At 66.9% G+C, this 21364-nt stretch carries 17 protein-coding genes and 1 tRNA gene; 9 read left to right on the top strand and 9 right to left on the bottom strand.

Annotation, left to right across the window (positions count from 1 at the left end):
- Positions 1-42 precede the first annotated feature (42 nt).
- Complete coding sequence (locus ETC07_RS06655; protein ID WP_136247725.1) at positions 43-1380, bottom strand: replication-associated recombination protein A; 1338 nt, start codon at positions 1378-1380, stop codon at positions 43-45.
- Positions 1381-1579: 199 nt separating this feature from the next.
- Between ETC07_RS06655 and ETC07_RS06650 the strand changes: the two genes are divergently transcribed.
- The 4 genes from ETC07_RS06650 to ETC07_RS06635 all read left to right on the top strand — a co-directional run bounded on the left by ETC07_RS06650 (position 1580) and on the right by ETC07_RS06635 (position 9338).
- Complete coding sequence (locus ETC07_RS06650) at positions 1580-2125, top strand: hemerythrin domain-containing protein (protein ID WP_136247870.1); 546 nt, start codon at positions 1580-1582, stop codon at positions 2123-2125.
- Positions 2126-2299: 174 nt separating this feature from the next.
- Positions 2300-3076 (top strand): glutamate racemase, encoded by a 777-nt coding sequence (gene murI / locus ETC07_RS06645; RefSeq protein WP_136247869.1) that lies wholly within the window; start codon positions 2300-2302, stop codon positions 3074-3076.
- Positions 3077-3152: 76 nt separating this feature from the next.
- Positions 3153-4259, top strand: coding sequence for a tRNA (uridine(54)-C5)-methyltransferase TrmA (gene trmA / locus ETC07_RS06640; RefSeq protein WP_136247724.1), 1107 nt, complete (start codon positions 3153-3155; stop codon positions 4257-4259).
- 237 nt (positions 4260-4496) lie between these two features.
- Positions 4497-9338, top strand: coding sequence for an NAD-glutamate dehydrogenase (locus ETC07_RS06635; RefSeq protein ID WP_136247723.1), 4842 nt, complete (start codon positions 4497-4499; stop codon positions 9336-9338).
- Between the two features lie 86 nt (positions 9339-9424).
- Here ETC07_RS06635 and ETC07_RS06630 read toward each other — a convergent pair whose 3' ends face one another.
- A complete protein-coding gene (locus tag ETC07_RS06630) occupies positions 9425-9796 on the bottom strand; it encodes a hypothetical protein (RefSeq protein ID WP_136247722.1) in 372 nt (123 codons plus the stop codon).
- Positions 9797-10027: 231 nt separating this feature from the next.
- Positions 10028-11380, bottom strand: a complete 1353-nt coding sequence (gene mgtE, locus ETC07_RS06625; RefSeq protein WP_136247721.1) for a magnesium transporter — start codon at positions 11378-11380, stop codon at positions 10028-10030.
- 176 nt (positions 11381-11556) lie between these two features.
- On the opposite strand from mgtE, the gene ETC07_RS06620 reads away from it, so the two are divergent.
- On the top strand, positions 11557-12573 hold the full coding sequence (locus tag ETC07_RS06620; RefSeq protein ID WP_136247720.1) for a quinone-dependent dihydroorotate dehydrogenase: 1017 nt from the start codon (positions 11557-11559) through the stop codon (positions 12571-12573).
- 113 nt (positions 12574-12686) lie between these two features.
- On the opposite strand, the gene rmf is transcribed toward ETC07_RS06620, so the two are convergent.
- Entirely contained in the window at positions 12687-12893 is a 207-nt protein-coding gene (gene rmf, locus ETC07_RS06615; protein ID WP_136247719.1) for a ribosome modulation factor, read from the bottom strand.
- A 263-nt stretch (positions 12894-13156) separates the two neighbouring features.
- Here rmf and rlmKL point away from each other — a divergent pair, with 263 nt between their 5' ends.
- Positions 13157-15349, top strand: a complete 2193-nt coding sequence (gene rlmKL, locus ETC07_RS06610) for a bifunctional 23S rRNA (guanine(2069)-N(7))-methyltransferase RlmK/23S rRNA (guanine(2445)-N(2))-methyltransferase RlmL (protein WP_136247718.1) — start codon at positions 13157-13159, stop codon at positions 15347-15349.
- Positions 15346-15684: a glutaredoxin family protein gene (locus tag ETC07_RS06605; RefSeq protein ID WP_136247717.1), complete on the top strand. Its 339-nt coding sequence runs from the start codon at positions 15346-15348 to the stop codon at positions 15682-15684. The genes rlmKL and ETC07_RS06605 overlap by 4 nt, the downstream gene beginning before the upstream one ends.
- 51 nt (positions 15685-15735) lie before the next feature.
- Here the strand turns inward: ETC07_RS06605 and ETC07_RS06600 are convergent, their stop codons facing one another.
- Positions 15736-16017: a hypothetical protein gene (locus ETC07_RS06600; RefSeq protein ID WP_136247716.1), complete on the bottom strand. Its 282-nt coding sequence runs from the start codon at positions 16015-16017 to the stop codon at positions 15736-15738.
- A 106-nt stretch (positions 16018-16123) separates the two neighbouring features.
- Between ETC07_RS06600 and pdxB the strand changes: the two genes are divergently transcribed.
- Positions 16124-17272: a 4-phosphoerythronate dehydrogenase PdxB gene (gene pdxB, locus ETC07_RS06595; RefSeq protein ID WP_136247715.1), complete on the top strand. Its 1149-nt coding sequence runs from the start codon at positions 16124-16126 to the stop codon at positions 17270-17272.
- Positions 17273-17364: 92 nt separating this feature from the next.
- Here pdxB and htpX read toward each other — a convergent pair whose 3' ends face one another.
- The 4 genes from htpX to msrB all read right to left on the bottom strand — a co-directional run bounded on the left by htpX (position 17365) and on the right by msrB (position 21119).
- A complete protein-coding gene (htpX, locus tag ETC07_RS06590) occupies positions 17365-18264 on the bottom strand; it encodes a protease HtpX (protein WP_136247714.1) in 900 nt (299 codons plus the stop codon).
- Positions 18265-18385: 121 nt separating this feature from the next.
- Positions 18386-19615, bottom strand: a complete 1230-nt coding sequence (locus ETC07_RS06585; protein WP_136247713.1) for a pyridoxal phosphate-dependent aminotransferase — start codon at positions 19613-19615, stop codon at positions 18386-18388.
- 68 nt (positions 19616-19683) lie between these two features.
- Positions 19684-20643, bottom strand: coding sequence for a ribosome biogenesis GTPase YlqF (gene ylqF / locus ETC07_RS06580; RefSeq protein WP_136247712.1), 960 nt, complete (start codon positions 20641-20643; stop codon positions 19684-19686).
- 74 nt (positions 20644-20717) lie between these two features.
- Positions 20718-21119 carry a peptide-methionine (R)-S-oxide reductase MsrB gene (gene msrB, locus ETC07_RS06575; RefSeq protein WP_136247711.1) on the bottom strand — a complete coding sequence of 134 codons (402 nt, stop codon included), beginning with the start codon at positions 21117-21119 and terminating at the stop codon, positions 20718-20720.
- Between the two features lie 171 nt (positions 21120-21290).
- Between msrB and ETC07_RS06570 the strand changes: the two genes are divergently transcribed.
- A tRNA-Glu gene (locus ETC07_RS06570) sits at positions 21291-21363 on the top strand.
- Position 21364: the final 1 nt, after the last annotated feature.

Raw genomic sequence — 21364 nt, 5'->3', positions numbered from 1 at the left:
GGCCGTCGGGGTCTTCTTTCGTAGGGAGCGTATGGCGGGTCGCTATGGTGACGTGTCCGCCTGGGCATCCAGCTCGGCGCGCCATTCGAGCATCTGGGCGTAGCGCTTCTCCTGGCCGTTGGCGGTGGGTCGGTAGAAACGCTCCTGTGGCACCTCCTCTGGCCAGCAGTCATGGGCGCTGCCGGCCGGGTAGCCGTCGGGTTCGTTGTGGGCGTAGCGATAGCCGTCGCCATGGCCCAGCGACTCCATCAGCTTGGTGGGGGCGTTGCGCAGGTAGGTCGGCACCTCCAGGCGGGGCTGGGCGGCGGCGAAGGACTTGGCGCGATGCCAGGCCTGGTCGACGGCGTTGCTCTTGGGCGCCACCGCCAGATGGACGGCGGCGTGGGCGATGGCGCGCTGACCCTCGTGGTCGCCGAGGCGCAGGTAGGCATCCCAGGCCGAGATGGTCAGCGGTAGCGCCTTGGGATCGGCGTTGCCGACGTCTTCGGAGGCGATGGCGGTCAGCCGGCGCATCACGTCGAGCGGGTCGCCGCCGCCCTGCATGAAGCGGGCGATGTAGAGCAGTGCGGCGTCGGGACGCGAGGAGCGGATCGACTTGTGGATCGCCGACAACAGGTCGTAGTAGTGGTCGCCCTGCTTGTCGAAGGCGCTGGCCTGGTGGCCGATCACGTCCTCCAGGGCCTCGCGTGGCAGACGCTCGCCGTCGTCTTCCGGGGTAGTGAAGTCGCAGGCGGTCTCCAGCAGGCCCAGCGCTCGGCGGGCGTCGCCGGCGGCGGCTCGGGCCAGCAGCGTGAGGATGTCGGCGTCCACGGCGATGCGCCGGGCGCCCAGTCCGCGCTCGGTATCGCCGAGGGCGCGCCGCAGGACCTCGATCACATCGTCGTCGGTGAGCGACTTGAGCACATGCACCCGGGCCCGAGACAACAGCGCCGAATTGACCTCGAAGGAAGGGTTCTCGGTGGTGGCACCGATCAGCGTCAACAGCCCGGATTCCACGTGGGGCAGCAGGGCATCCTGCTGGCTCTTGTTGAGCCGATGGATCTCGTCGAGGAACAGCAGGGTAGGCGCATCCTGTCCCTGGGTGGCGCGGGCCCGTTCCACCGCCGCGCGGATATCCTTGACCCCGGCCATCACCGCCGACAGGCGTTCGAGGTGGGCGCCGGACTCTTCGGCGAGAATCTCCGCCAGGGTGGTCTTGCCGGTGCCCGGCGGGCCCCACAGGATCATCGAGCGTACCGGGCCGCCTTCGGCCATGCGGCGCAGCGGCTTGCCGGGGCCGACCAGGGCCGGCTGGCCCACGTAATCGGCCAGCCGGCGTGGGCGCATGCGCCAGGCCAGGGGCGCGCTGTCCTCGCTGGTGGCCTGCTGGAACAGGTCCATTTCTGACTCCTTCGCTGACGGCTGCTATGTTGGATACGGCGATGCCGGGGAATCACTCCTGCGTCTGCCTGAATCCCGAATGAAGTGGGCGAACCCTGACGGCCGGTGCTATTGGCCAGGAACCCGGATGGAAAAGGCGCGTCTAACGAACAGTGCCTTGTTGTCCATGACCGATATTGAGGAGGCTGCCGTAATGCCCATGCTGAACCAACTGCGCCAGGATCATGCCAACATGGCCCGCATGTTGCACGTTCTTCAGCTCAAGCAGAAGACCTTGGCCGAGGGCGAACGCCCGAATTTCCAGCTGGTGCGGGAAGTCGTGGATTATATTCTCGATTACCAGGACGGCTTCAGCCAGCCGTTGGAGCATGTCTGCTCCGAGCGCCTACGAGAACTGGCACCGGAGACCGAGGCCACCACCGAGCGCCTGGCCAAGAACTATCGTGCCCTGAAGGCGCAGCTCAAGCGTCTATCCGGTGACCTGGACATGATCCTCATGGATGGCGTGATGCCCATGGGGCGCTTCGCCGACGACCTCAAGGCGTACCTCGATGCTCACCGGGCCTACCTGCGCGACGAGCGCGAGCTGCTCTTCCCGCTGATCCGCGAGTACTTCGCCGAGGGCGATCTCGAGCGTTTGGCCGAGGCCTTGCCCGCCCAGGCGTCGAGCGAGCTTGAGCGTCTGCAACAGAGCTACCCCGAACTCTATGCCGAGCTGCGCGAGGCGCCCGAGCCGATGACCTGAGGTCCACCGGCACCGCCGCCGGGAGACGGCTTCGGGTCCCGGCCGCGCTGAGGTAGAATGCGTCGCATCGTTCGACGGATAGCCTGCGATGCCGACTTCTGCTGATACCGCTCTGATTGCCACTGCGTCCCCCGTGCCGACTCGGCCGGGGGGCGCGTGCATGGTGGACTCCTGATGGCGGGCCCGGTACTGGTGTTCGATTCCGGTGTCGGTGGCCTGTCGGTGGTCGAGGCGCTGCGCCGTCGGCTGCCGGAGGTGGCCCTGGCCTATGCCTGCGACAACGCCATGCTGCCCTATGGCGTACGCGAGGACGACTGGCTGGTGGCGCGTATCCTCGAGGTCTGCGAGGCGGCGGTGGCGGCCAGTGGTTGCTGTGGCCTGGTGGTGGCCTGCAATACCGCCAGCACCCTGGCGCTGGAGGCCCTACGCGAGCGCTTGTCGGTCCCGGTGATAGGCACCGTGCCGGCGATCAAGCCAGCCGCGGGGACCAGCGTGAGTCGCCACATCGGGCTGTTGGCCACCAGCGCCACCGTGGCGCGGCCCTACACGGCGCGGCTGATCGAGGCCTTCGCCGGCGACTGTCGCGTCACGCGCCTGGCCGCGGACCCGTTGGTGGCCGAGGCCGAGCGCCTGGTGGCCGGCCAGGCGCCCGACGTGGACGTGCTGCGCCGGGTGCTGGCGCCGCTGGCCGGGCTCGAGGACCTCGATACCCTGGTGCTCGGCTGCACCCACTTTCCGTTGTTGCGCGAAGCCCTCGAGGCCGCGGTGCCGCACCCGGTGCGTCTTGTCGATTCCGGTGACGCCATCGCTCGGCGCACCGGGCAGGTGATCGCCGCTCCGCAGCGTCGCCCGGCCATCGAGCGGGGCTGGGTCACCGGCCCCGATCCGGCACTCGCCCGCGGGCTCGCCGGCTTCGGTTTCGGGACGACGCAGCCCCTCGTATTGCCGTGATACGCCGTGCGTCGCGCCTTGTTTCTCCGTCTTCACCCGAGTCTTCCTTTCGACCCTTCATCATTCAGGAGCCGCCGTGGCCATCCCCGTTGTCGACCCCGACCGCTATGACGAACAGCTCGCGGCCAAGCGCGACCGACTGACCGCCGATTTCGCTCGCTTTTCCCCGCCGCCGCTGGAGGTGCATGCCTCGCCCGCCAGCCACTTCCGGCAGCGCTGCGAGTTCCGAATATGGCACGAGGGCGATGATCTCTACTATGCGATGTTCGAGGTCGACCCCGAGAATCCGAAGCACAAGACCGTGGTGCGCTTGGATGATTACCCGGTGGCCGGTCGACGCATCAACGCGCTGATGCCGGCACTGCGCGAGCGTCTGCTCGATAATCCGGCGCTGCGCCATCGGCTGTTTCAGGTGGAGTTTCTCACCACGCTCGCCGGCGAGGCGCTGGTCACGCTGATCTATCACCGTCAGCTCGACGAGGCCTGGGAGGCCGAGGCCCGGGCGCTCGAGCAGGCGCTGGACATCATGGTCATCGGCCGGGCCCGCAAGCAGCGTCTGGTGCTGACCCAGGACCACGTCTGGGAACACCTGAGCGTCGGCGACCGTGTGTTCGCCTACCAGCAGGTAGAGAACAGTTTCACTCAGCCCAACGCCGAGATCTGCCGCGCGATGCTCGGCTGGGCCCGGGATGCCACCACCGGCAGCACCGGTCGCGACCTGGTGGAGCTTTATTGCGGCAACGGCAACTTCACCATCGCCCTGGCCGAGAACTTCCGCCGCGTGCTGGCGACCGAGATCTCTCGCACCTCGGTCGCGAGTGCCCGTGAGAACCTGATCGCCAACGGCATTACCAACGCCACCGTGGGGCGCATGTCCGCCGAGGAATTCGCTCAGGCATTGCGCGGCGAGAAGGGCGGGCGCCGGGTCGCCGAATTCGGCCTCGACGACTATGACTTCTCCACCGTGCTGGTAGACCCGCCGCGGGCCGGGCTCGACGACGACAGCTGTCGTCAACTCAGTGGTTATGAGCGTATCGTCTATATTTCCTGTAACCCGGAGACGCTCGCCGACAACCTGGAGATCCTGTCCCGCACCCATGAGGTGGTGCGCTTCGCGCTCTTCGACCAGTTCCCGTGGACGCACCACTGCGAATGCGGTGTCCTGCTGGAGCGTCGCCGCTAGCGCCCCACCTTGCCGCTGGCAGGTTTGTCAAGGCCGATGCGCAACCGACATGGTCATGAGAGAACCGGCATGTGGCTGGGTTGACCGACGTTAGAAGCGTAAGCTGTTGGTGATGCGGCCTTTGATGAAGGCCGGGAGGTCCACTCCGGAAGGGTGGGCCTCCCGGTGCGTCAGGGGTCGGCGCTCAGGTCCCATGATTCGGCCGCATGAGGCGGCCGCAGGCAGTCGAGGTGATGGATGCTACAAGTCGCACAGGAGGAGGGCCGTCAGGATCTCCTCAAGCAGCTCGAGGAACGGCTGCAGAACCGTCTAGGAAAGGACAAGGCTACCTCGGTCGAGGCCTTCGCCCGGCACTTCTACGCCGCGGTTCCCCTGGAGGACCTCTTGGGACGTCGCCTGGACGATCTGTATGGCGCGACCCTTTCGGTGTGGCACTTCATCCAGCAGTTCGATGCCGCCGATCCCAAGGTGCGGGTCTTGAACCCGGACTTCGAGGAGCATGGCTGGCAGTCCACCCATACCTTCATCGCCGTGCTCCACGAGGACATGCCGTTTCTCGTCGACTCGGTGCGCGTGGAACTCAACCGGCGCGGCATGACCGTGCATGCCATCCATAACGCCGTGCTGGCGGTGGAGCGCGACGCCGAGCAGCGCCTGTGCCGGGTAGCCGACCCCGTCGATGCGGATGCCCCGCAGGCTCGCGAATCGCTGATCGCCATCGAGGTGGATCGCCACTCCAACCTCGCCGAGCTGGAGGAGATCGAGACCAGCCTGCAGGAAGTGCTGAATGACGTGCGTACCTCGGTCGCCGATTTCGATCCCATGCGCGAGCAGGTGCGGGCCTCCATCGCCGAGCTTCAAGCCGGTTGCCCCGAACAGATCGATCCCGAGGATCACCGTGAAGCGATCGCCTTCCTCGAGTGGTTGCTCGAGGACAACTTCACCTTCTTCGGCTACGACGAGTACGAGGTCCTGGAAGACGGTGGCCGTCAGCGGCTGGACAAGGTCGAAGGCAGCGAGCTGGGCGTGTTCCGCCTCGACCAGCCGCGTTATCGCGAGCGCATCCGCACCGAGCTGGGTGTCGAGGGCGATCGCCTGGTACTGGTGCCCGAGCTGCTGTCGTTCGCCAAGAGCGCCCATCACGCGCGGATCCATCGGCCGACCTACCCGGACTACATCTCGATCGATCGCTACGACGAGCAGGGCAACCTCATCGGCGAGCGGCGCTTCCTGGGGCTGTTTACCGCCACCGTCTACAACGATTCGCCGCGCCATGTGCCGATCCTGCGGCGCAAGTTGAGCTCGGTGATGGATATCTCCGGCTTCAACCCCAAGGCCCACAACGGCAAGCAGCTGCTGCAGATCCTCGAGGTCTATCCCCGCGACGACCTGTTCCAGATCGATGTCGACGAGCTGGCGCAGACGGCGCTGGGTATCCTGGATATCCGCGAACGCCGCCGGGTGCGGTTGTTCATTCGCGAGGACCGCTTCGGCAAGTTCTTCTCCTGCCTGGTGTTCGTGCCGCGCGACGTGTTCTCCACCGAGCTGCGTGTACGCCTGCAGGAGCTGCTGTGCGAGGAGCTCGATGCCACCTTCGGTGACTTCAACACCTATCTCTCCGAGTCGGTGTTGGCACGCATCCAGTTCATCCTGCGTTTCAACGGCGATGCGCCGACGGACTACGACATCAAGCGCGTCGAGGACAAGCTGGTCAAGCTGGCTCGCAACTGGCGCGATGACCTGCTCAGCGCCGCCATCGAGGGCTTCGGCGAGGAACAGGCCAACCTGATGCTGGGGCGCTTCCGCAACGCCTTCCCGGCCAGCTATCGCGACGACTTCAGCGCTCGCACCGCGGTCTATGACCTGCAGCATCTCGGCGAGCTCGATGACGGCGCGCCCCTGGCGCTGTCGTTGTACCGCCTGATCGAGGAGGAAGGTAGCGGCGTCAATCTCAAGCTGTTCCATCCCGATGCCTCGATCCCGCTGTCCGATGTGCTGCCGATGATGGAGAACCTCGGCCTGCGGGTGCTCGGCGAGCGACCCTACGAGGTCAGTGCCGCCGATCGCGACTACTGGATCCACGACTTCACCCTGGAGCACCACACCAGTGCCGAGGTGAATCTTCAGGAGATGCGCGAGCCCTTCATCGAGGCCTTCCAACGCATCTGGAGCGGCGAGGCCGACAACGATCCCTTCAACCGGCTGATCATCGGCGCCAACCTGGACTGGCGGGAAGTGGCGATGCTGCGCGCCTATGCGCGCTACCTGAAGCAGATCCGCTTCGGCATGTCGCAGAACTACATCGCCACCACCCTGGTGAACCATCCCGAGATCACCCGTGAGCTGGTGAGCCTGTTCGAGCTGCGCTTCGATCCCGCCGATCGCCCCGCGGACGACGACATCGCCGACTGCGAGGCGCGCATCCTGGCGCTGCTCGACGAGGTGCCGAGCCTCAACGACGACCGCCTGTTGCGTCGTTACCTGGAGCTGATCCAGGCGACCCTGCGTACCAACTATTACCAGCGTAAAGACGACGGGGGCTTCAAGGACTACATCGCCCTCAAGCTGGAGCCGACGCGGGTCACCGGCATGCCCAAGCCGCGCCCGGCGTTCGAAATCTTCGTCTGCTCGCCGCGGGTCGAAGGCGTGCACCTGCGCGGGGGCAAGGTGGCACGCGGCGGGCTGCGCTGGTCCGACCGGCGGGAAGATTTCCGCACCGAGGTGCTGGGTCTGGTCAAGGCGCAGCAGGTCAAGAACGCGGTGATCGTGCCGGTCGGCGCCAAGGGCGGCTTCGTCTGCAAGCGCATGCCGGAAGGCGCGGATCGCGAGGCCGTGCAGAAGGAAGGCATCGCCTGCTATCAGATCTTCATCCGTGCGCTGCTCGATGTCACCGATAACCTGGTGGCCAGCGAGGTGGTTCCGCCGCACAACGTGGTGCGCCACGATGACGACGATGCCTACATGGTGGTCGCCGCGGACAAGGGCACGGCGACCTTCTCCGACATCGCCAACGAGATCTCCACCGAGTATGGCCACTGGCTGGGCGACGCCTTCGCCTCCGGCGGTGCCAACGGTTATGACCACAAGAAGATGGCCATCACCGCCAAGGGCGCCTGGGAATCGGTCAAGCGCCACTTCCGTGGCCTGGGCATCAACACCCAGGAGGACGAGTTCAGCGTGGTGGGCGTCGGTGACATGGCCGGCGACGTCTTCGGCAACGGCATGCTGCTGTCCGACAAGATTCGCCTGATGGGCGCCTTCAACCACCTGCATATCTTCGTCGATCCCGAGCCGGATGCCGCGGCGGGCTTCGCCGAACGCCAGCGCCTGTTCGATCAGCCGCGGTCGAGCTGGGAAGACTACGACACGGCGTTGATCTCCGAGGGCGGCGGCGTGTTCAAGCGCAGCGCCAAGTCCATCGCCATCACGCCGCAGATGAAACGTGCCTTCGGCATCCGTGAAGACAAGCTCTCGCCCAATGAGCTGATTCGCGCCATGCTCGTGTCGAGTGTCGATCTGATCTGGAACGGCGGCATCGGCACCTACGTCAAGGGCAGCACGGAGAGCGACGCCCAGGTCGGCGACAAGGCCAACGATACCCTGCGCATCGACGGCCGCGACCTTCACTGCCGGGTGGTCGGCGAGGGCGGCAACCTCGGCCTCACCCAGCTTGGGCGTATGGAAGCCGCGGCCAAGGGCGTGCGGGTCAACACCGACTTCATCGACAACGCCGGCGGCGTCAACTGCTCGGACCATGAGGTCAACATCAAGATCCTCATCGACGAGGTGGTGTCTCGCGGCGACATGACCGAGAAGCAGCGCAACCAGCTGCTCGCCGACATGACCGACGAGGTCAGCGAGCTGGTGCTGCTTGACAACTATCGCCAGACCCAGGCCCTCGACCTGGCCGAGCGCATGACCCGCGAGGGCATCGGCCCCTTCCGGCGCTTCATCAGCGAGCTGGAGGCCGCCGGTCAGATCGATCGCGAGCTGGAGTTCCTGCCCAGCGACGAGGAGCTCCAGGAGCGTGCCCAGCAGGAGCAGGGGCTTACCCTGCCCGAGCTGTCGGTGCTGATCTCGTATGCCAAGAGCGTGCTCAAGGGCGACCTGATCGCCTCCGACGTGCCCGACGACCCGACCATCATTCGCTTCGTCGAGCGCGTCTTCCCGTCGATGCTGGCCGAGCGTTACCGCGATGACATGTACGATCACCGCCTCAAGCGCGAGATCGTCGCCACCCAGCTGGCCAACGACATCATCGATCACATGGGCGTGGTCTTCATGCGTCGGCTGATGGACTCCACCGGCGCCGGCCGTGCCGAGATCGCCCGGGCCTATGTGATCGCCCGCGACAGCTTCCAGCTGCCCAAGCTTTGGGAACAGGTCGAGGCGCTGGACAACAAGGTGGCGAGCGATGTCCAGTACGCGATGATGCTCGACCTGATGCGCATGCTGCGCCGCGCGACGCGCTGGTTCCTGCGCCATCGCACCAGCATGTCGACCCGCGATGCGATCGACTACTTCGCCCCGCGCCTGGCTCAGCTGCAGGAAGGCATCGGCAAGCGCCTGCGCGGCGAAGAGAAGGTCCAGTGGGAGACGCGTCGTCAGGAGCTGCTCGAGGCCGGCGTGCCCGACGCCATGGCCAACACGGTGGCCGCGGCCAACAGCCTCTACGCGGCGCTGGGGATCATTCATGCGGCGCGCCAGAACGACGATAAGCCGCAGCGCGTCGGCGAGGTCTTCTACGAGATCGGCGCTCGCCTGGAGCTGCCCTGGCTGCTGCAGCAGGTCACCCGGCTCGAGGTGCGTGACGGCTGGCAGGTCAAGGCGCGCGAGACGTTCCGCGACGATATCGAGCGTCAGCAGCTGGCGTTGACCACCAGCGTGTTGCGTATGGAAGGCGGGCCGCGCGACAGCACCGAACGCGTCGAGCGCTGGCTGTCGCTCCACGAGAGCATGCATCAGCGCTGGGGTCGCCTGCTCGAAGAGGTCGGCAGCGGCAGCCAGGGAGGCTTCCCGCTGTTCGCCGTGGCCGTTCGCGAGCTGGTGGATCTGGCGGAGAGCAGTAGCGAGGGCTAAGGCTTTCGTGCTGCCTGCGGCAGAGCCACGACACAAGAAGGGCGCCCCTCGGGGCGCCCTTTTCATGCGCGGTCACAGGCCGGCGATCAGCGGCAGCTGATGCTCCAGACGGCCTTGTAGCCTTCGCCGTCTTCATTCAAGGCGGCCAGGTTGGTGTCCTCGTTGACGGTTCCGCCCTCGACCATGGCCGTGGCCTGTTCGCGTTTCTCGGCGCTGGTGTCGGGGCCCAGGACCTGCTGTTGCTGGATCACGAACTCGTCCCGCTCGCGGGCCTCGCACTGCTCCAGGGCACGCTCCTTGGCTTCGTCCAGGGCTTCCTGGCGGTCGTCTCCGAGGCCGGTGACCACATAGTCCGTGCTGTGCTGCTCCATGGAGGCGCTGTCGCTGGCGCAGCCGGTGAGCCCGAGGGTGGCGATGGCGCCGACGACTAGCAGCATCGAACGGTTCTTGGTCAGCATGTGAGATCTCCTTTCCTGCCGTGATGATCGTGCCGCGAGCATGTGCTGGAGGCTCCTAGCGATGAGAGCCGCCTCGCTCGGTGGCACGCCTTGTTTTTCATGCTAATAGTGTGATCGGGCGGCGCATAGAGTGGTGTTCGGGCGACGCCGAGTGTTGCTCATCGCAGACAGGAGGGGAGGCGCCTCGTAAAGGGCGGCCGGCCCACTGGCCGGCCGCTCCATGCGATGGCGCTATAGCAGGAATATCGTGGCCAGCCCGAGGAAGGACATGAAGCCCACCACGTCGGTGACCGTGGTCAGTACCACCGAGCCGGACAGCGCAGGGTCGATGCCGAAGCGCTTGAGCATCAGCGGGATGACGATGCCGGCCACGCCGGCGGCGAGCATGTTGATCACCAGCGCGGCGGCGATGATCACGCCGATGCCGATGCTACCGAACCAGGCGACCGCCAGCGCCGCCACCACCAGCGCCCACAACAGGCCGTTGAGCACCGAGATGCCGACCTCCTTGCGCAGCAGCCAGTTGCTGTTGGTACGACTGATCTGGCCCAGTGCCAGGCCGCGAATCGCCAGGGTCAGGGTCTGGCTGCCGGCGATGCCTCCCATGCTGGCGACGATCGGCATCAGCACGGCCAGCGCCACCAGCTGGTCCAGTGCGGCCTCGAAGCGGCCGATCACCCAGGCGGCCAGGAAGGCGGTCAGCAGGTTGATGCCGAGCCATACGGCGCGGCGCTTGGCGCTGGGCAGTACCGGGGCGAACAGGTCCTCTTCCTCGTCGAGGCCGGCCATGTTCATCAGTGCCTGCTCGGATTGCTCGCGGATCACATCGACGATGTCGTCGATCACGATGCGACCGAGCAGCATGCCATGGGCATCGACCACCGGCGCCGAGACCAGGTCGTGGGTCTGGAAGAGGGTGGCGACGTCGTGGGACTTCATGGCCCCCTGAATGCTGTCCACGTCACTGTCCATCAGGTCGGCCACGGCCTGCTCCTGATGGCTTGCCACCAGCCGCGCCAGCGGCAGGGTACCCATGAACAGGCCGTCGCGATCCACGACCATCAGGCTATCGGTATTGTCGGGGATGTCCTGCTTCCAGCGCAGGAAGCGTTGCACCGTCTCTAGGCTCACGTCGGCGCGTACCGCGATGGTGTCGGTGCGCATCAACCGGCCGGCGGAGTCTTCCTCGAAGGCCAGGGTCTCCTGCAGGCGTGTGCGCTGCAGCGCGTCCATCGAGTGCAGCATGTCCTCGGCAACCTGCTTCGGCAGGTCCTCGAACAGCTCCGCCAGGTCGGCGGTGTCGAGTCCGGCGGTGGCGGCGACGATCTCGGCGTGGTCCATGTCGTCGATGAGGGTGCTACGCGCCTCGTCATGGACATGCAGCAGCACCTCGCCGTCGACCTCGCGTGGCACGCGCTCCCACAAGCGGATACGCGCGTCGAGCGGCAGCGATTCCAGCAGCAGGGCCACCTCGGCGGGCTCCAGGTCGGCGATCACATCGTCGACCCGCTCCAGGTGTTCCTGCTCCAGTGCCTGGTGAATGTGTGACAGGCGGTGTTCCAGCGTCTCGGTCGTGTCGGTCATGGCGTCTCCCTGGCGGGGCGGCGGTCGCCCGCGATCCTTGTGGTGTCGGACATTCCGATGTCCGCTCAGTAGAGCATACAAGAAGTGTCCAGCGGTCGTTGGCATTGGTGTTCGTCGTGGCGAAGCGGCTGCGCTATACTCGCGCCCGATTTTCCGCCGTCGCCTCAGGAGCCGCCATGTACTCCCTCGCTCGTTCGTTGCTGTTCCGCCTCGATGCCGAGAAGGCCCACGGCCTGACCCTGTCGGGGCTGGATCTGGCCGATCGCTTCGGCCTGGCGCGAGCCCTGGGAGAGCGCGTCGAGGCCCCGCTGGAGCTGATGGGGCTGCGTTTCCCCAATCGCGTGGGACTGGCCGCCGGGCTCGACAAGAACGCCGATCACCTGGAGGCGCTGGGGGCGCTCGGCTTCGGCTTCGTCGAGGTCGGTACCGTGACGCCGAGGCCCCAGGACGGCAATCCCCGGCCGCGGCTGTTTCGGCTGCCCGAGGCCGGCGCCATCATCAATCGCATGGGGTTCAACAACGCTGGCGTGGACCATCTGGTCGCCAACGTCCGCGCCAGCCGCTATGACGGCGTGATCGGCATCAACATCGGCAAGAACCTGACCACGCCGGTCGAGCAGGCCGTGGACGACTACCTCCACTGCCTGCACAAGGTGCATGCCCATGCCCACTACGTCGCGGTGAACATTTCCTCGCCGAACACGCCCGGGCTGCGTGACCTGCAGTTCGGCGATCACCTGGACGAGCTGCTCGGCACGTTGCGTGAGGCGGCCGATCGGCTCGATCGTGACAGCGGGCGTCGGGTGCCTCTGGCGGTGAAGATCGCCCCGGACATGGACGCCGAGGAGGTCGCCCTGGTGGCGCGTAGCCTCGAGGCCAATCGTATCGACGCGGTGATCGCCACCAATACCACGGTGGCGCGCGAGGCGGTGGCCGGGTTGGCGCATGGTGATGAGTCGGGAGGGCTGTCGGGCCGGCCGGTGTACGAGGCCTCCAATGCCGTGATTCGCGAGCTGCGCCGCCATCTTCCCGAGCTGCCGATCATCGGTGTGGGCGGCATCGACAGCGGCGAGGCCGCGGTGGCCAAGGGGCAGGCCGGGGCGGATCTGGTCCAGCTGTATTCCGGTTTCATCTATCGGGGGCCGGCGCTGGTCGGGGAATGCGCTCGGGCGCTGCGGGAGCCGGGGCACTGACGCGTGGCGGTTCTCAACGTGAGTACCCACAAAGAGCCCGCGCAGGGCGCGGGCTTGAGCTTGGTGCGTCTTTGGGAAGTGTCGTAGAGGGGATCGACGATCTCTCGATCGAGTCAGATCACCATGGGGTTCTTGTGAATACCGGAGATGCCCGTCATGCCGGACCACTGATCTCCACGACCTTCACGCCAACCGCTCATCCAGTATTCGCGTAGATTGACCTCTTGATTCGGACAGTCATCGCGGGAACGACCTGAGACACCCGCCTTGTACCCATGGACATAGGCACGCTGGAAGCGATCACGTTTCTGTCGTTTCATTGGATTACCTCTTGCTAAAGGCACCGAAGGCATACGACGCTGAAAGGGCGTCGCAGCCGTTATACGAGGGCGTCGAAACGGCGCGGAATCGAGCCGCGCCAACAGGGTCTTGCCCTCATGACAGGCACACATGCGTTGTCTGGTAGCTACCACTTTATTCATAGCGCAACCTGGCCGATGCCGTCGACAGGTGATTTGTAACAAAGCGTACATTCAGGCGTCACGCTGGCGTGGCGAGCCTGATGCCACCCGATGGATTTCTCATGACCGAACGACGAGCTTCCGACCCCCTGGCCTTTCTCGCTACTTGCCCCAAGGGCCTCGAACTGTTGCTGGCCGAGGAGTTGGCGGCACTCGGCGCCACGCCGGGCAAGACGACCCTGGCGGGAGTGCATTTCCAGGCCGACCTGGCGACGGCCTATCGGGCCTGTCTGTGGTCGCGGCTGGCCAACCGGGTGGTGCTGTGCCTGGTGCGCGAGGAGGGCATCGAGACCCCCGAGCAGTTGCGCGCGGCCACGGCCAACGTGGCATGGCGCGATCACCTGCCGAGCGGGGCGACCCTGGCGGTCGACTTCCATGGCCACTCCAGCGAGATTCGCCATACGCGTTTCGGCGCACAGACCGTCAAGGATGGCGTGGTGGACCGCCTGCAGGCCGATGGCCAGCCACGCCCGAGCGTCGATACTCGCCAGCCGGACCTGCGCCTCTATGCCCACCTGCATCGCAACCGTCTGACGCTGGGCATCGACTTCGCCGGCGACAGCCTGCACCGCCGCGGTTATCGCCGTGACGTCGGCCATGCGCCGCTCAAGGAAAACCTGGCCGCGGCGTTGCTGGTGCGCGCCGGCTGGCCCGAGCTCGCCCGCGAGGGCGCGCCGCTGGTCGACCCGTTGTGTGGCGCCGGCACGCTGCTGATCGAGGCGGCGATGATGGCCGCCGACATGGCCCCCAACCTGCATCGCGAGCGCTTCGGCTTCGAGGGCTGGGGTGGCCACGACGCGGCCTGTTGGCGTGAGCTCAAGCGTGAGGCCGAGGCGCGGGCGAGCATCGGCCGCAAGCGCTGCCGTTGCCGGCTCTACGGCTTCGACCAGAGCCCGCCGGCGCTGTCGTCGGCCAAGGCCAATGCCATGCGCGCCGGCATCCCGGCGCTGATCACCCTGCAGGGGTCGAGCCTCACCGAACTGGCGCGTCCCGAAGAATTGTCAGACGATGCCCAGGGCCTGGTGATCACCAACCCGCCCTACGGCGAGCGCCTCGGTGAGCTGCCCGAGCTGGTGGGGCTCTACGCCGACCTGGGGGAGCGGGCCCGCCAGGCCTTCCCGGGCTGGCGTATGGGGCTGTTCACCGCCAACCCCGACCTTGGCCATCGCACCGGATTGCGCGCCCACAAGCAGTACTCGCTGAAGAACGGACCGCTCGACGCCAAGCTGCTGCTGATGGCGGTGCCGGAGGCCGCGCCGAGCGGGGAGGCGCCCGCCACGCCGGCCCCGCCGCCGCGCTCCGAAGGCGCGCAGATGTTTGCCAATCGCCTGGCCAAGAACCGCAAGCGACTCAACAAGTGGCTCAAGCGCTCCGGCGAGCCGTGCTACCGGCTATACGATGCCGACATGCCGGAGTACGCCCTGGCCATCGACATCTACGGCGAGCATGTGCATGTGCAGGAATACGCGCCGCCGAAGTCGATCGATGCCGGTCAGGCGCAGAAGCGGCTGTACGAGGCGCTGGGCGTGATCCCGGAGGCACTGGACGTCGACGCCGGCCGGGTGGTGGTCAAACGCCGCGAGCGCCAGAGCGGGCGTGCCCAGTACCAGAAGCAGGCGGCCAGCGGCGAGCGTTTCGAGGTCCGTGAGGGAGACGCCAGGCTGTGGGTGAACCTGCGTGACTACCTGGATACCGGGTTGTTCCTCGATCACCGGCCGGTGCGGCGGATGCTGGGCGAGATGGCGGCGGGCAAGCGCTTCCTGAACCTGTTCTGCTATACCGGCACGGCCACGGTGCACGCGGCGCTCGGCGGGGCGTCGGACAGCGTCAGCGTGGACCTGTCCAATACCTACCTGGACTGGACCCGCGACAACTTCGCCCTGAACCGGCTCGACCCCTCGCGTCACCGGGTGGTGCGCGACGATTGCTTCCAGTGGCTGGAGACCGCCGGCGTCCAGTTCGACCTGATCTTCATGGACCCGCCGACGTTTTCGAACTCCAAGAAGATGGACGACACCTTGGACGTGCAGCGCGATCACGGTCGGCTGGTGCGCCTGGCCATGGCACGCCTGGCGCCCGGTGGCACGCTGGTGTTCTCCAACAACCAGCGGCGTTTCAAGCTCGACGCCGAGCTGGCCGAGGCCTTCGCGGTGGAGGACATCTCGGCGAAGACCTTCGACCCTGATTTCCAGCGACGCCCGGACCTGCACCATGTCTTCCTGATTCGCCACCAGGAAGGCGCCGCCGAGGCATGATTCGCCTGACGCTCTACACCACGCAGGGCTGTCATCTCTGCGAGACGCTGGAGGCCTGGCTTGCGCGTTTGGCCGGTGTCGAGTATCGCCTGGCGCGGGTCGAGATCGCCGATGACGAGGCCCTGCTGGCACGCTTCGGCGAGCGTATCCCGGTGCTGCTGGACGAGGCGTCGGGTGAGGCGCTGGAAGGGGGCGTGGCGCCGTCACGGCTGGCCGACTGGCTGGCGGCGCGGGGCTGGCTGGACGAGGCGGCCTGGCAGGCGGAGCCGGGTGACGACGAGGCGCCGCGTTCCGGCGGTGTGATCAGGCGTCGGGGCCGGCGTTACTTGCTTTGAGCCAACAGGCTCGATGGGAGAAGCGTCGAGCGCAGACCTTTTCCGGCGAGCCTATAGCGGGTCGAGCAGCGACAGCTGATGCACGGCGTCACGCCCTTCGGGGGTGTGGTCGTCGGCCTCCAGCACCTTGTGGAAACCGCGCGAGGTCTGGATGGTGGCCTCATCCTCGAGCCACATCATGGCCTGGCCGTGATCGTCGGCGAGCCGATGCTTGAGCCCGCCGAACTGGGTGCCGATCTGGCCCCAGGCGCGGCTGAAGATCCAGTCGCCGAACATGTCCTGGTGGACATGCACCAGCACATAGTCATGGTCGGTTTCCCAGCGGATGATCACGGCGACTCCCGAGGTCGGCGGCGGCGCGACAGGCGCCGCTCATGTAACATGGACGTTATTGTAAGGCCTTGTGTCCCATGGACAAGTCAAGCGAAGGGGAAGCCCCATGAGAATCGTCGTCGACGCCAACGTGCCGGCCGCCGAGGCCTGCTTCGGGTCGCTTGGCGAGGTGGTTCGGGTGCCGGGCCGCGAGATCGATGCGGCCACGGTCCGCGATGCCGATGCGCTGGTGGTGCGCTCGATCACCCGCGTCGATGACGCCCTGGTGGCAGGATCCCGGCTGCGCTTCATCGGTACCTGTACCATCGGCACCGATCACGTCGACCAGGCGGCGCTGGCCGCACGCGATATCGGCTTCGCCAGCGCCCCGGGCTGCAATGCCGAGGCGGTGGTCGACTACGTGCTGGCGAGCCTCGCCACGCTAGCCGAGCGTCAGGGCTTCTCGCTTACCGAACGCACGATCGGCATCGTCGGAGTGGGCAACGTCGGGGGGCGATTGCGCGCCCGCCTCGAGGCCATGGGCATCGCCTGCCTGGCCTGCGATCCGCCGCGTGCCGAGGCGGAAGGGCAGAGCGGCTGGCATGACCTGGATACGCTGATCGACGCCTGCGATGTGCTCTGCCTGCATACGCCACTGGTGCACGACGGCCGCCACGCCACCCGGCATCTGCTCGATGCCCGGCGCATCACCGAGCTGGCGCCGGGCAGCATCGTATTGAACGCCGGGCGCGGCGATTGCCTCGATGGCCAGGCGCTGCGGGCTCGGCTCGCCGGGCAGGGCGATATCACGGCGGTGCTCGACGTCTGGGAAGGGGAGCCCGGCATCGACGCCGCGCTGTGCGACCTGGCGGCGATCGCCACGCCGCATATCGCCGGCCACAGCCGCGACGGCAAGCTGCGAGGCACCCACGCGATCTACCAGGCGCTGGCTCATCGCTTCGGGCTGCCGGCGCGGCTGAGCCTGGCGGCGCTGTCGCCGGCACCGCCGCTGGCCGCCCTGACGCTCGATGGTGGGCTGTCGCCGGAGGAGGCGCTCAGGCTGTGCATGCGCGCGGTCTATGACGTGCGCCGCGACCACGATGCCCTGCAGCGCGAGAGCCGCCGCCAGGGCCTGGCGGTCGGCTTCGACGACTGCCGGGCGCGCTATCCGTTGCGCCGGGAGTTCGCGACGCCTTCCGTCGAGCTACGGCCGGCGGCCGAGGCCCTGGCCGCATTGCTCGAGGGCGCGGGCTTTCGGGTGACGCGCGCGCCCTGAACGATAGGCATGCCGCCGACGACAGAAGGCCCGCCATTGGCGGGCCTTCTGTGTGTCATGCGACGCGTGTGGCGTGGAACGCCGCCGAGCAGTTACTCGCGGTAGGCCGCTTCCTTGAGGGCACGAATCCGGTCATCCAGGGGCGGGTGACTGGCGAACAGACGCTCCATCAGCTTGCGGGTCTGGCCGGTGGTGATGGCGAAGGCGGTCAGGGTGTCCGGCATCTGATCGGCCATCTGGGTCTCGGCCTTGAGGCGGCCGAGGGCATTGATCATGGCGCCGCTGCCGGCCAGCCGGGCACCCGCGGCGTCGGCGCGGTACTCGCGGAAGCGCGAGAACCAGGCGACCACGGCCGAGGCGATCAGCCCGAACACGATCTCGGCGACGATCACCACCGCGAAGTAACCGAAGAAGCCCAGGCCCTGGTCGTCATCGCGGCGCAGGAAGCTGTCGACCAGCTGGGCCACCACGCGGGCGAAGAACATCACGAAGGTGTTGAGCACGCCCTGGATCAGCGCCAGGGTGACCATGTCGCCGTTGGCCACGTGGCCGATCTCGTGGGCCAGCACCGCACGGACTTCCTCGGGGCGCATGCGGTTGAGCAGGCCGGCGGACACCGCCACCAGGGCGTCATCCTTGTTCCAGCCGGTGGCGAAGGCGTTGGACTGCTGGGCGGGGAAGATGCCCACCTCCGGCGTCTTGATGCCGGCTTCGCGGGCCAGTTCGCCGACGGTGTCGAGCAGCCATTGTTCGGTGCTGTTGGACGGTTGCTCGATGATCACCGTGCCGGTGGTGCGCTTGGCCATCCACTTGGAAATGAACAGCGACACCAGGGAGCCGGCCATGCCGAATACGAAGCAGAAGATCAGCAGCGCGTTGAAGTTGATGCCCTGGGCGTCGAGGTAGGGGGCTACGCCGAACAGGCGCAGCGTGATGCTGGCCACCAGGATCACCGCCAGGTTGGTGCCCAGGAACAGCAGGATTCTCATCATTGCCGGAACTCTCCCGTGAGGGTTGTCTTGCGGGCGCCGCGCCCGGGCGGGCGCGGCGAGTAGAAGCATCTGCTTAGATACGGGGTTTGGCCGAGGGTTTCAAGCCTCGGCCATCGATTGGCTATTGGCGATAGCGCGACAGGAAGCGCGCGAAGCGATCCAGGGCGTCGTCGAGCTGTTCGGCCCAGGGCAGGGTGACGATGCGCACGTGGTCCGGTTCCGGCCAGTTGAAGGCGCTGCCCTGCACCAGCAGGATCTTCTCCTGCAGCAGCAGGTCGAGCACCAGCCGCTGGTCGTCCTGGATGTTGAAGACCTTGGGGTCGAGGCGCGGGAAGGCATAGAGCGCGCCCTTGGCGCGGGTGCACGAGACGCCGGGGATGGCGTTGAGCTTCTCGAAGGTGATGTCGCGCTGGGCCAGCAGGCGGCCCTCGGGCAGCACCAGGTCGTTGATCGACTGGTAGCCGCCGAGTGCGGTCTGGATGGCATGCTGGGCCGGCACGTTGGCGCACAGGCGCATCGAGGCCAGCATGTTGAGGCCCTGAAGGTAGTCCTGGGCGCGCTGCTTGGCGATGCTGCCCGATAGCGTCATCCAACCGCTACGGAAGCCGGCGCAGCGATAGCTCTTGGAGAGCCCGTTCATGGTCACCACCAGCTGGTCGTCGCCGGCCAGCGAGCCGGTGGCCACGTGCTCGGTGCCGTCGTAGAGGATCTTGTCGTAGATCTCGTCGGAGAACACCACCAGGTCGTGCTCGTGGGCGATCGCCAGCAGCTCGCGCACCACCTCCGGCGGATAGACGGCGCCGGTGGGGTTGTTGGGGTTGATGATGACGATGGCGCGGGTGTGGCCCGTGACCTTGGCGCGGATGTCATCCATGTCCGGCGCCCAGTCGGCCTGCTCGTCGCACAGGTAGTGCACGGCGCGCCCGCCGGAGAGGTGGGTCGCGGCGGTCCACAACGGGTAGTCGGGGGCCGGGATCAGCACCTCGTCACCGTCGTTGAGCAACGCCTGCAGCGACAGGGTGATCAGCTCGGAGACGCCGTTGCCGATGAACACGTCCTCGATGCCGACGCCGGGAATGGCCTTGCGCTGGCACTCCTGCATGACCGCCTTGCGCGCCGAGTAGAGCCCCTTGGAATCGCAGTAGCCCTGGGCGGTGGACAGGTTGCGCATCACGTCCTGGAGGATCTCCTCCGGGGCCTCGAAGCCGAACGGCGCGGGGTTGCCGATGTTCAGCTTGAGGATGCGCTGACCTTCCTCTTCCAGGCGCTTGGCGTGGTCGAGCACCGGGCCGCGGATGTCATAGCAGACGTGGTCGAGTTTGTGCGATTTCCTGAGCGGGGCAGTATCCATGGGGGCGAGTCCAGTGGTGTCCAGGGCCGCTGGGCGGCGGGGTTATTGTCTCGGGTCGATCGATGGGATCACAGGGCCGCTTCGTCGTCGGCCTGGGCGGGGGCATCGTCGGGCAGTGCCGCCGGGATGTCGTCGGGGGTCTCGAGGGTCACGCGCCCGAGCTTGCCGTCGCGCAGCTCATGCAGCAGCACCTCGGCGCCGCGGTGCAGGTCGACCTCGCCTCCCGGGCGCAGGCCGCCGCGCTTGCTGGCGATGGTGGACAGCAGGGCGTAGCCATCGAAGCCGGCCTCGGCCAGCAGGTCGAGCTGGGCGTCGCCGTCGGCATCGACCTGGTCGGCGTCGGGGTGGCCCTCATAGGGGGGCAACGCCTTCAGCTTGTAGCGCGTGGAGAGGGCCTCGGGGTAGCGCTTGGCCAGCTCGGCGGCGGCTACCACGGCCACGTCGACATAGTCGATGGCGGTGTCGCGGATGGCGCCACTGGCGGCCAGGCGATAGGCGCAGGCCTGGTCTGTGATCTTCGGCCACAGCACCCCGGGGGTGTCGGTGAGTGCCACCTGGCCTTGAATACGCACCTTCTGCTGGCGCTTGGTGACCGCCGGCTCGTTGCCGGTCTTGGCGATGGTGCGCCCGGCCAGGCCATTGATCAGCGTCGACTTGCCGACATTGGGGATGCCCATGACCATGACCCGCACGTCGCGGTCGGCGCGTACCTGGCCGGCCAGCTCGTGGCACAGCTTGGGTATGCGCTTGAGCTCGCGCGACTGGGTCGTCGTCACCGCCAGCGCCCGGGTGTCGGGTTGGGCATCGAAATGGGCCGCCCACTCCCGGGTTCGGGCCGGGTCGGCCAGGTCGGCGCGCGAGAGGATCTTGAGTACCGGCTTGTGGCGAGTGAGTTCCGCCAGCATGGGGTTGGCGCTGGAGTAGGGCAGGCGGGCGTCGAGCACCTCGACCACCACGTCGATCTCCGGCAACGCCTCGAGGATCTGTCGGCGTGCCTTGTTCATGTGTCCCGGGAACCAGCCGAGCATCACTCCTCTCCTGCTACTGAATGAAACGGCCGGCCATCATAGCAGATGGCCGGCCGTGACAGGGCAGGGGCGGGCTATTCGCCGGGGTGAAAGTCGAGCGAGACCGAGTTGATGCAGAAACGCTGACCGGTGGTGTCCTGAGGGCCGTCGGGGAAGACGTGGCCGAGGTGGGCGTCGCAGCGGGCGCAGAGGACCTCGACGCGCTGCATGCCATGGCTGGAGTCCGACTGCTGTTCCACGCAGCCGGTGCTCAGGGGGCGGTCGAAGCTCGGCCAGCCGCAGCCGGCGTCGAACTTGTGCTCGTTCTCGAACAGCGGGGCGTGGCAGCACGAGCAGTGATAGATGCCGTGCTCGTCGGTGACCTGGTGGTCGCCGGAGAAGGGGCGTTCGGTGCCTTTCTCGCGAGTCACGTGGTACTGCTCGGGGGAGAGCTGTTCACGCCACTCGGCCTCGCTCTTCTCTACCTTCTTGCGCATGGCCTTCACTCCTTGGTTGCATCGCGGGGTGCGTGCCCGTCATTGTGACATCAATAGGCGGGATTCTTTCCAGTCCGGGCGTTAACGCTGAATCGGCGGGGCAAGCCCGTGCTTGACACTTTCCCCGTGTGTCAGTACTATACGCGCCATCTCGACGAGGCGAGACACTGCGTCCCATTCGTCTAGTGGTCCAGGACACCGCCCTTTCACGGCGGTAACAGGGGTTCAAACCCCCTATGGGACGC

The organism is Halomonas borealis (assembly GCF_004798905.1).
Classification (GTDB): Bacteria; Pseudomonadota; Gammaproteobacteria; order Pseudomonadales; family Halomonadaceae; genus Halomonas; species Halomonas borealis.
The sequence above is the reverse complement of the archived record's forward strand: the minus strand, read 5'-3'. Positions and strand labels throughout refer to the sequence as shown.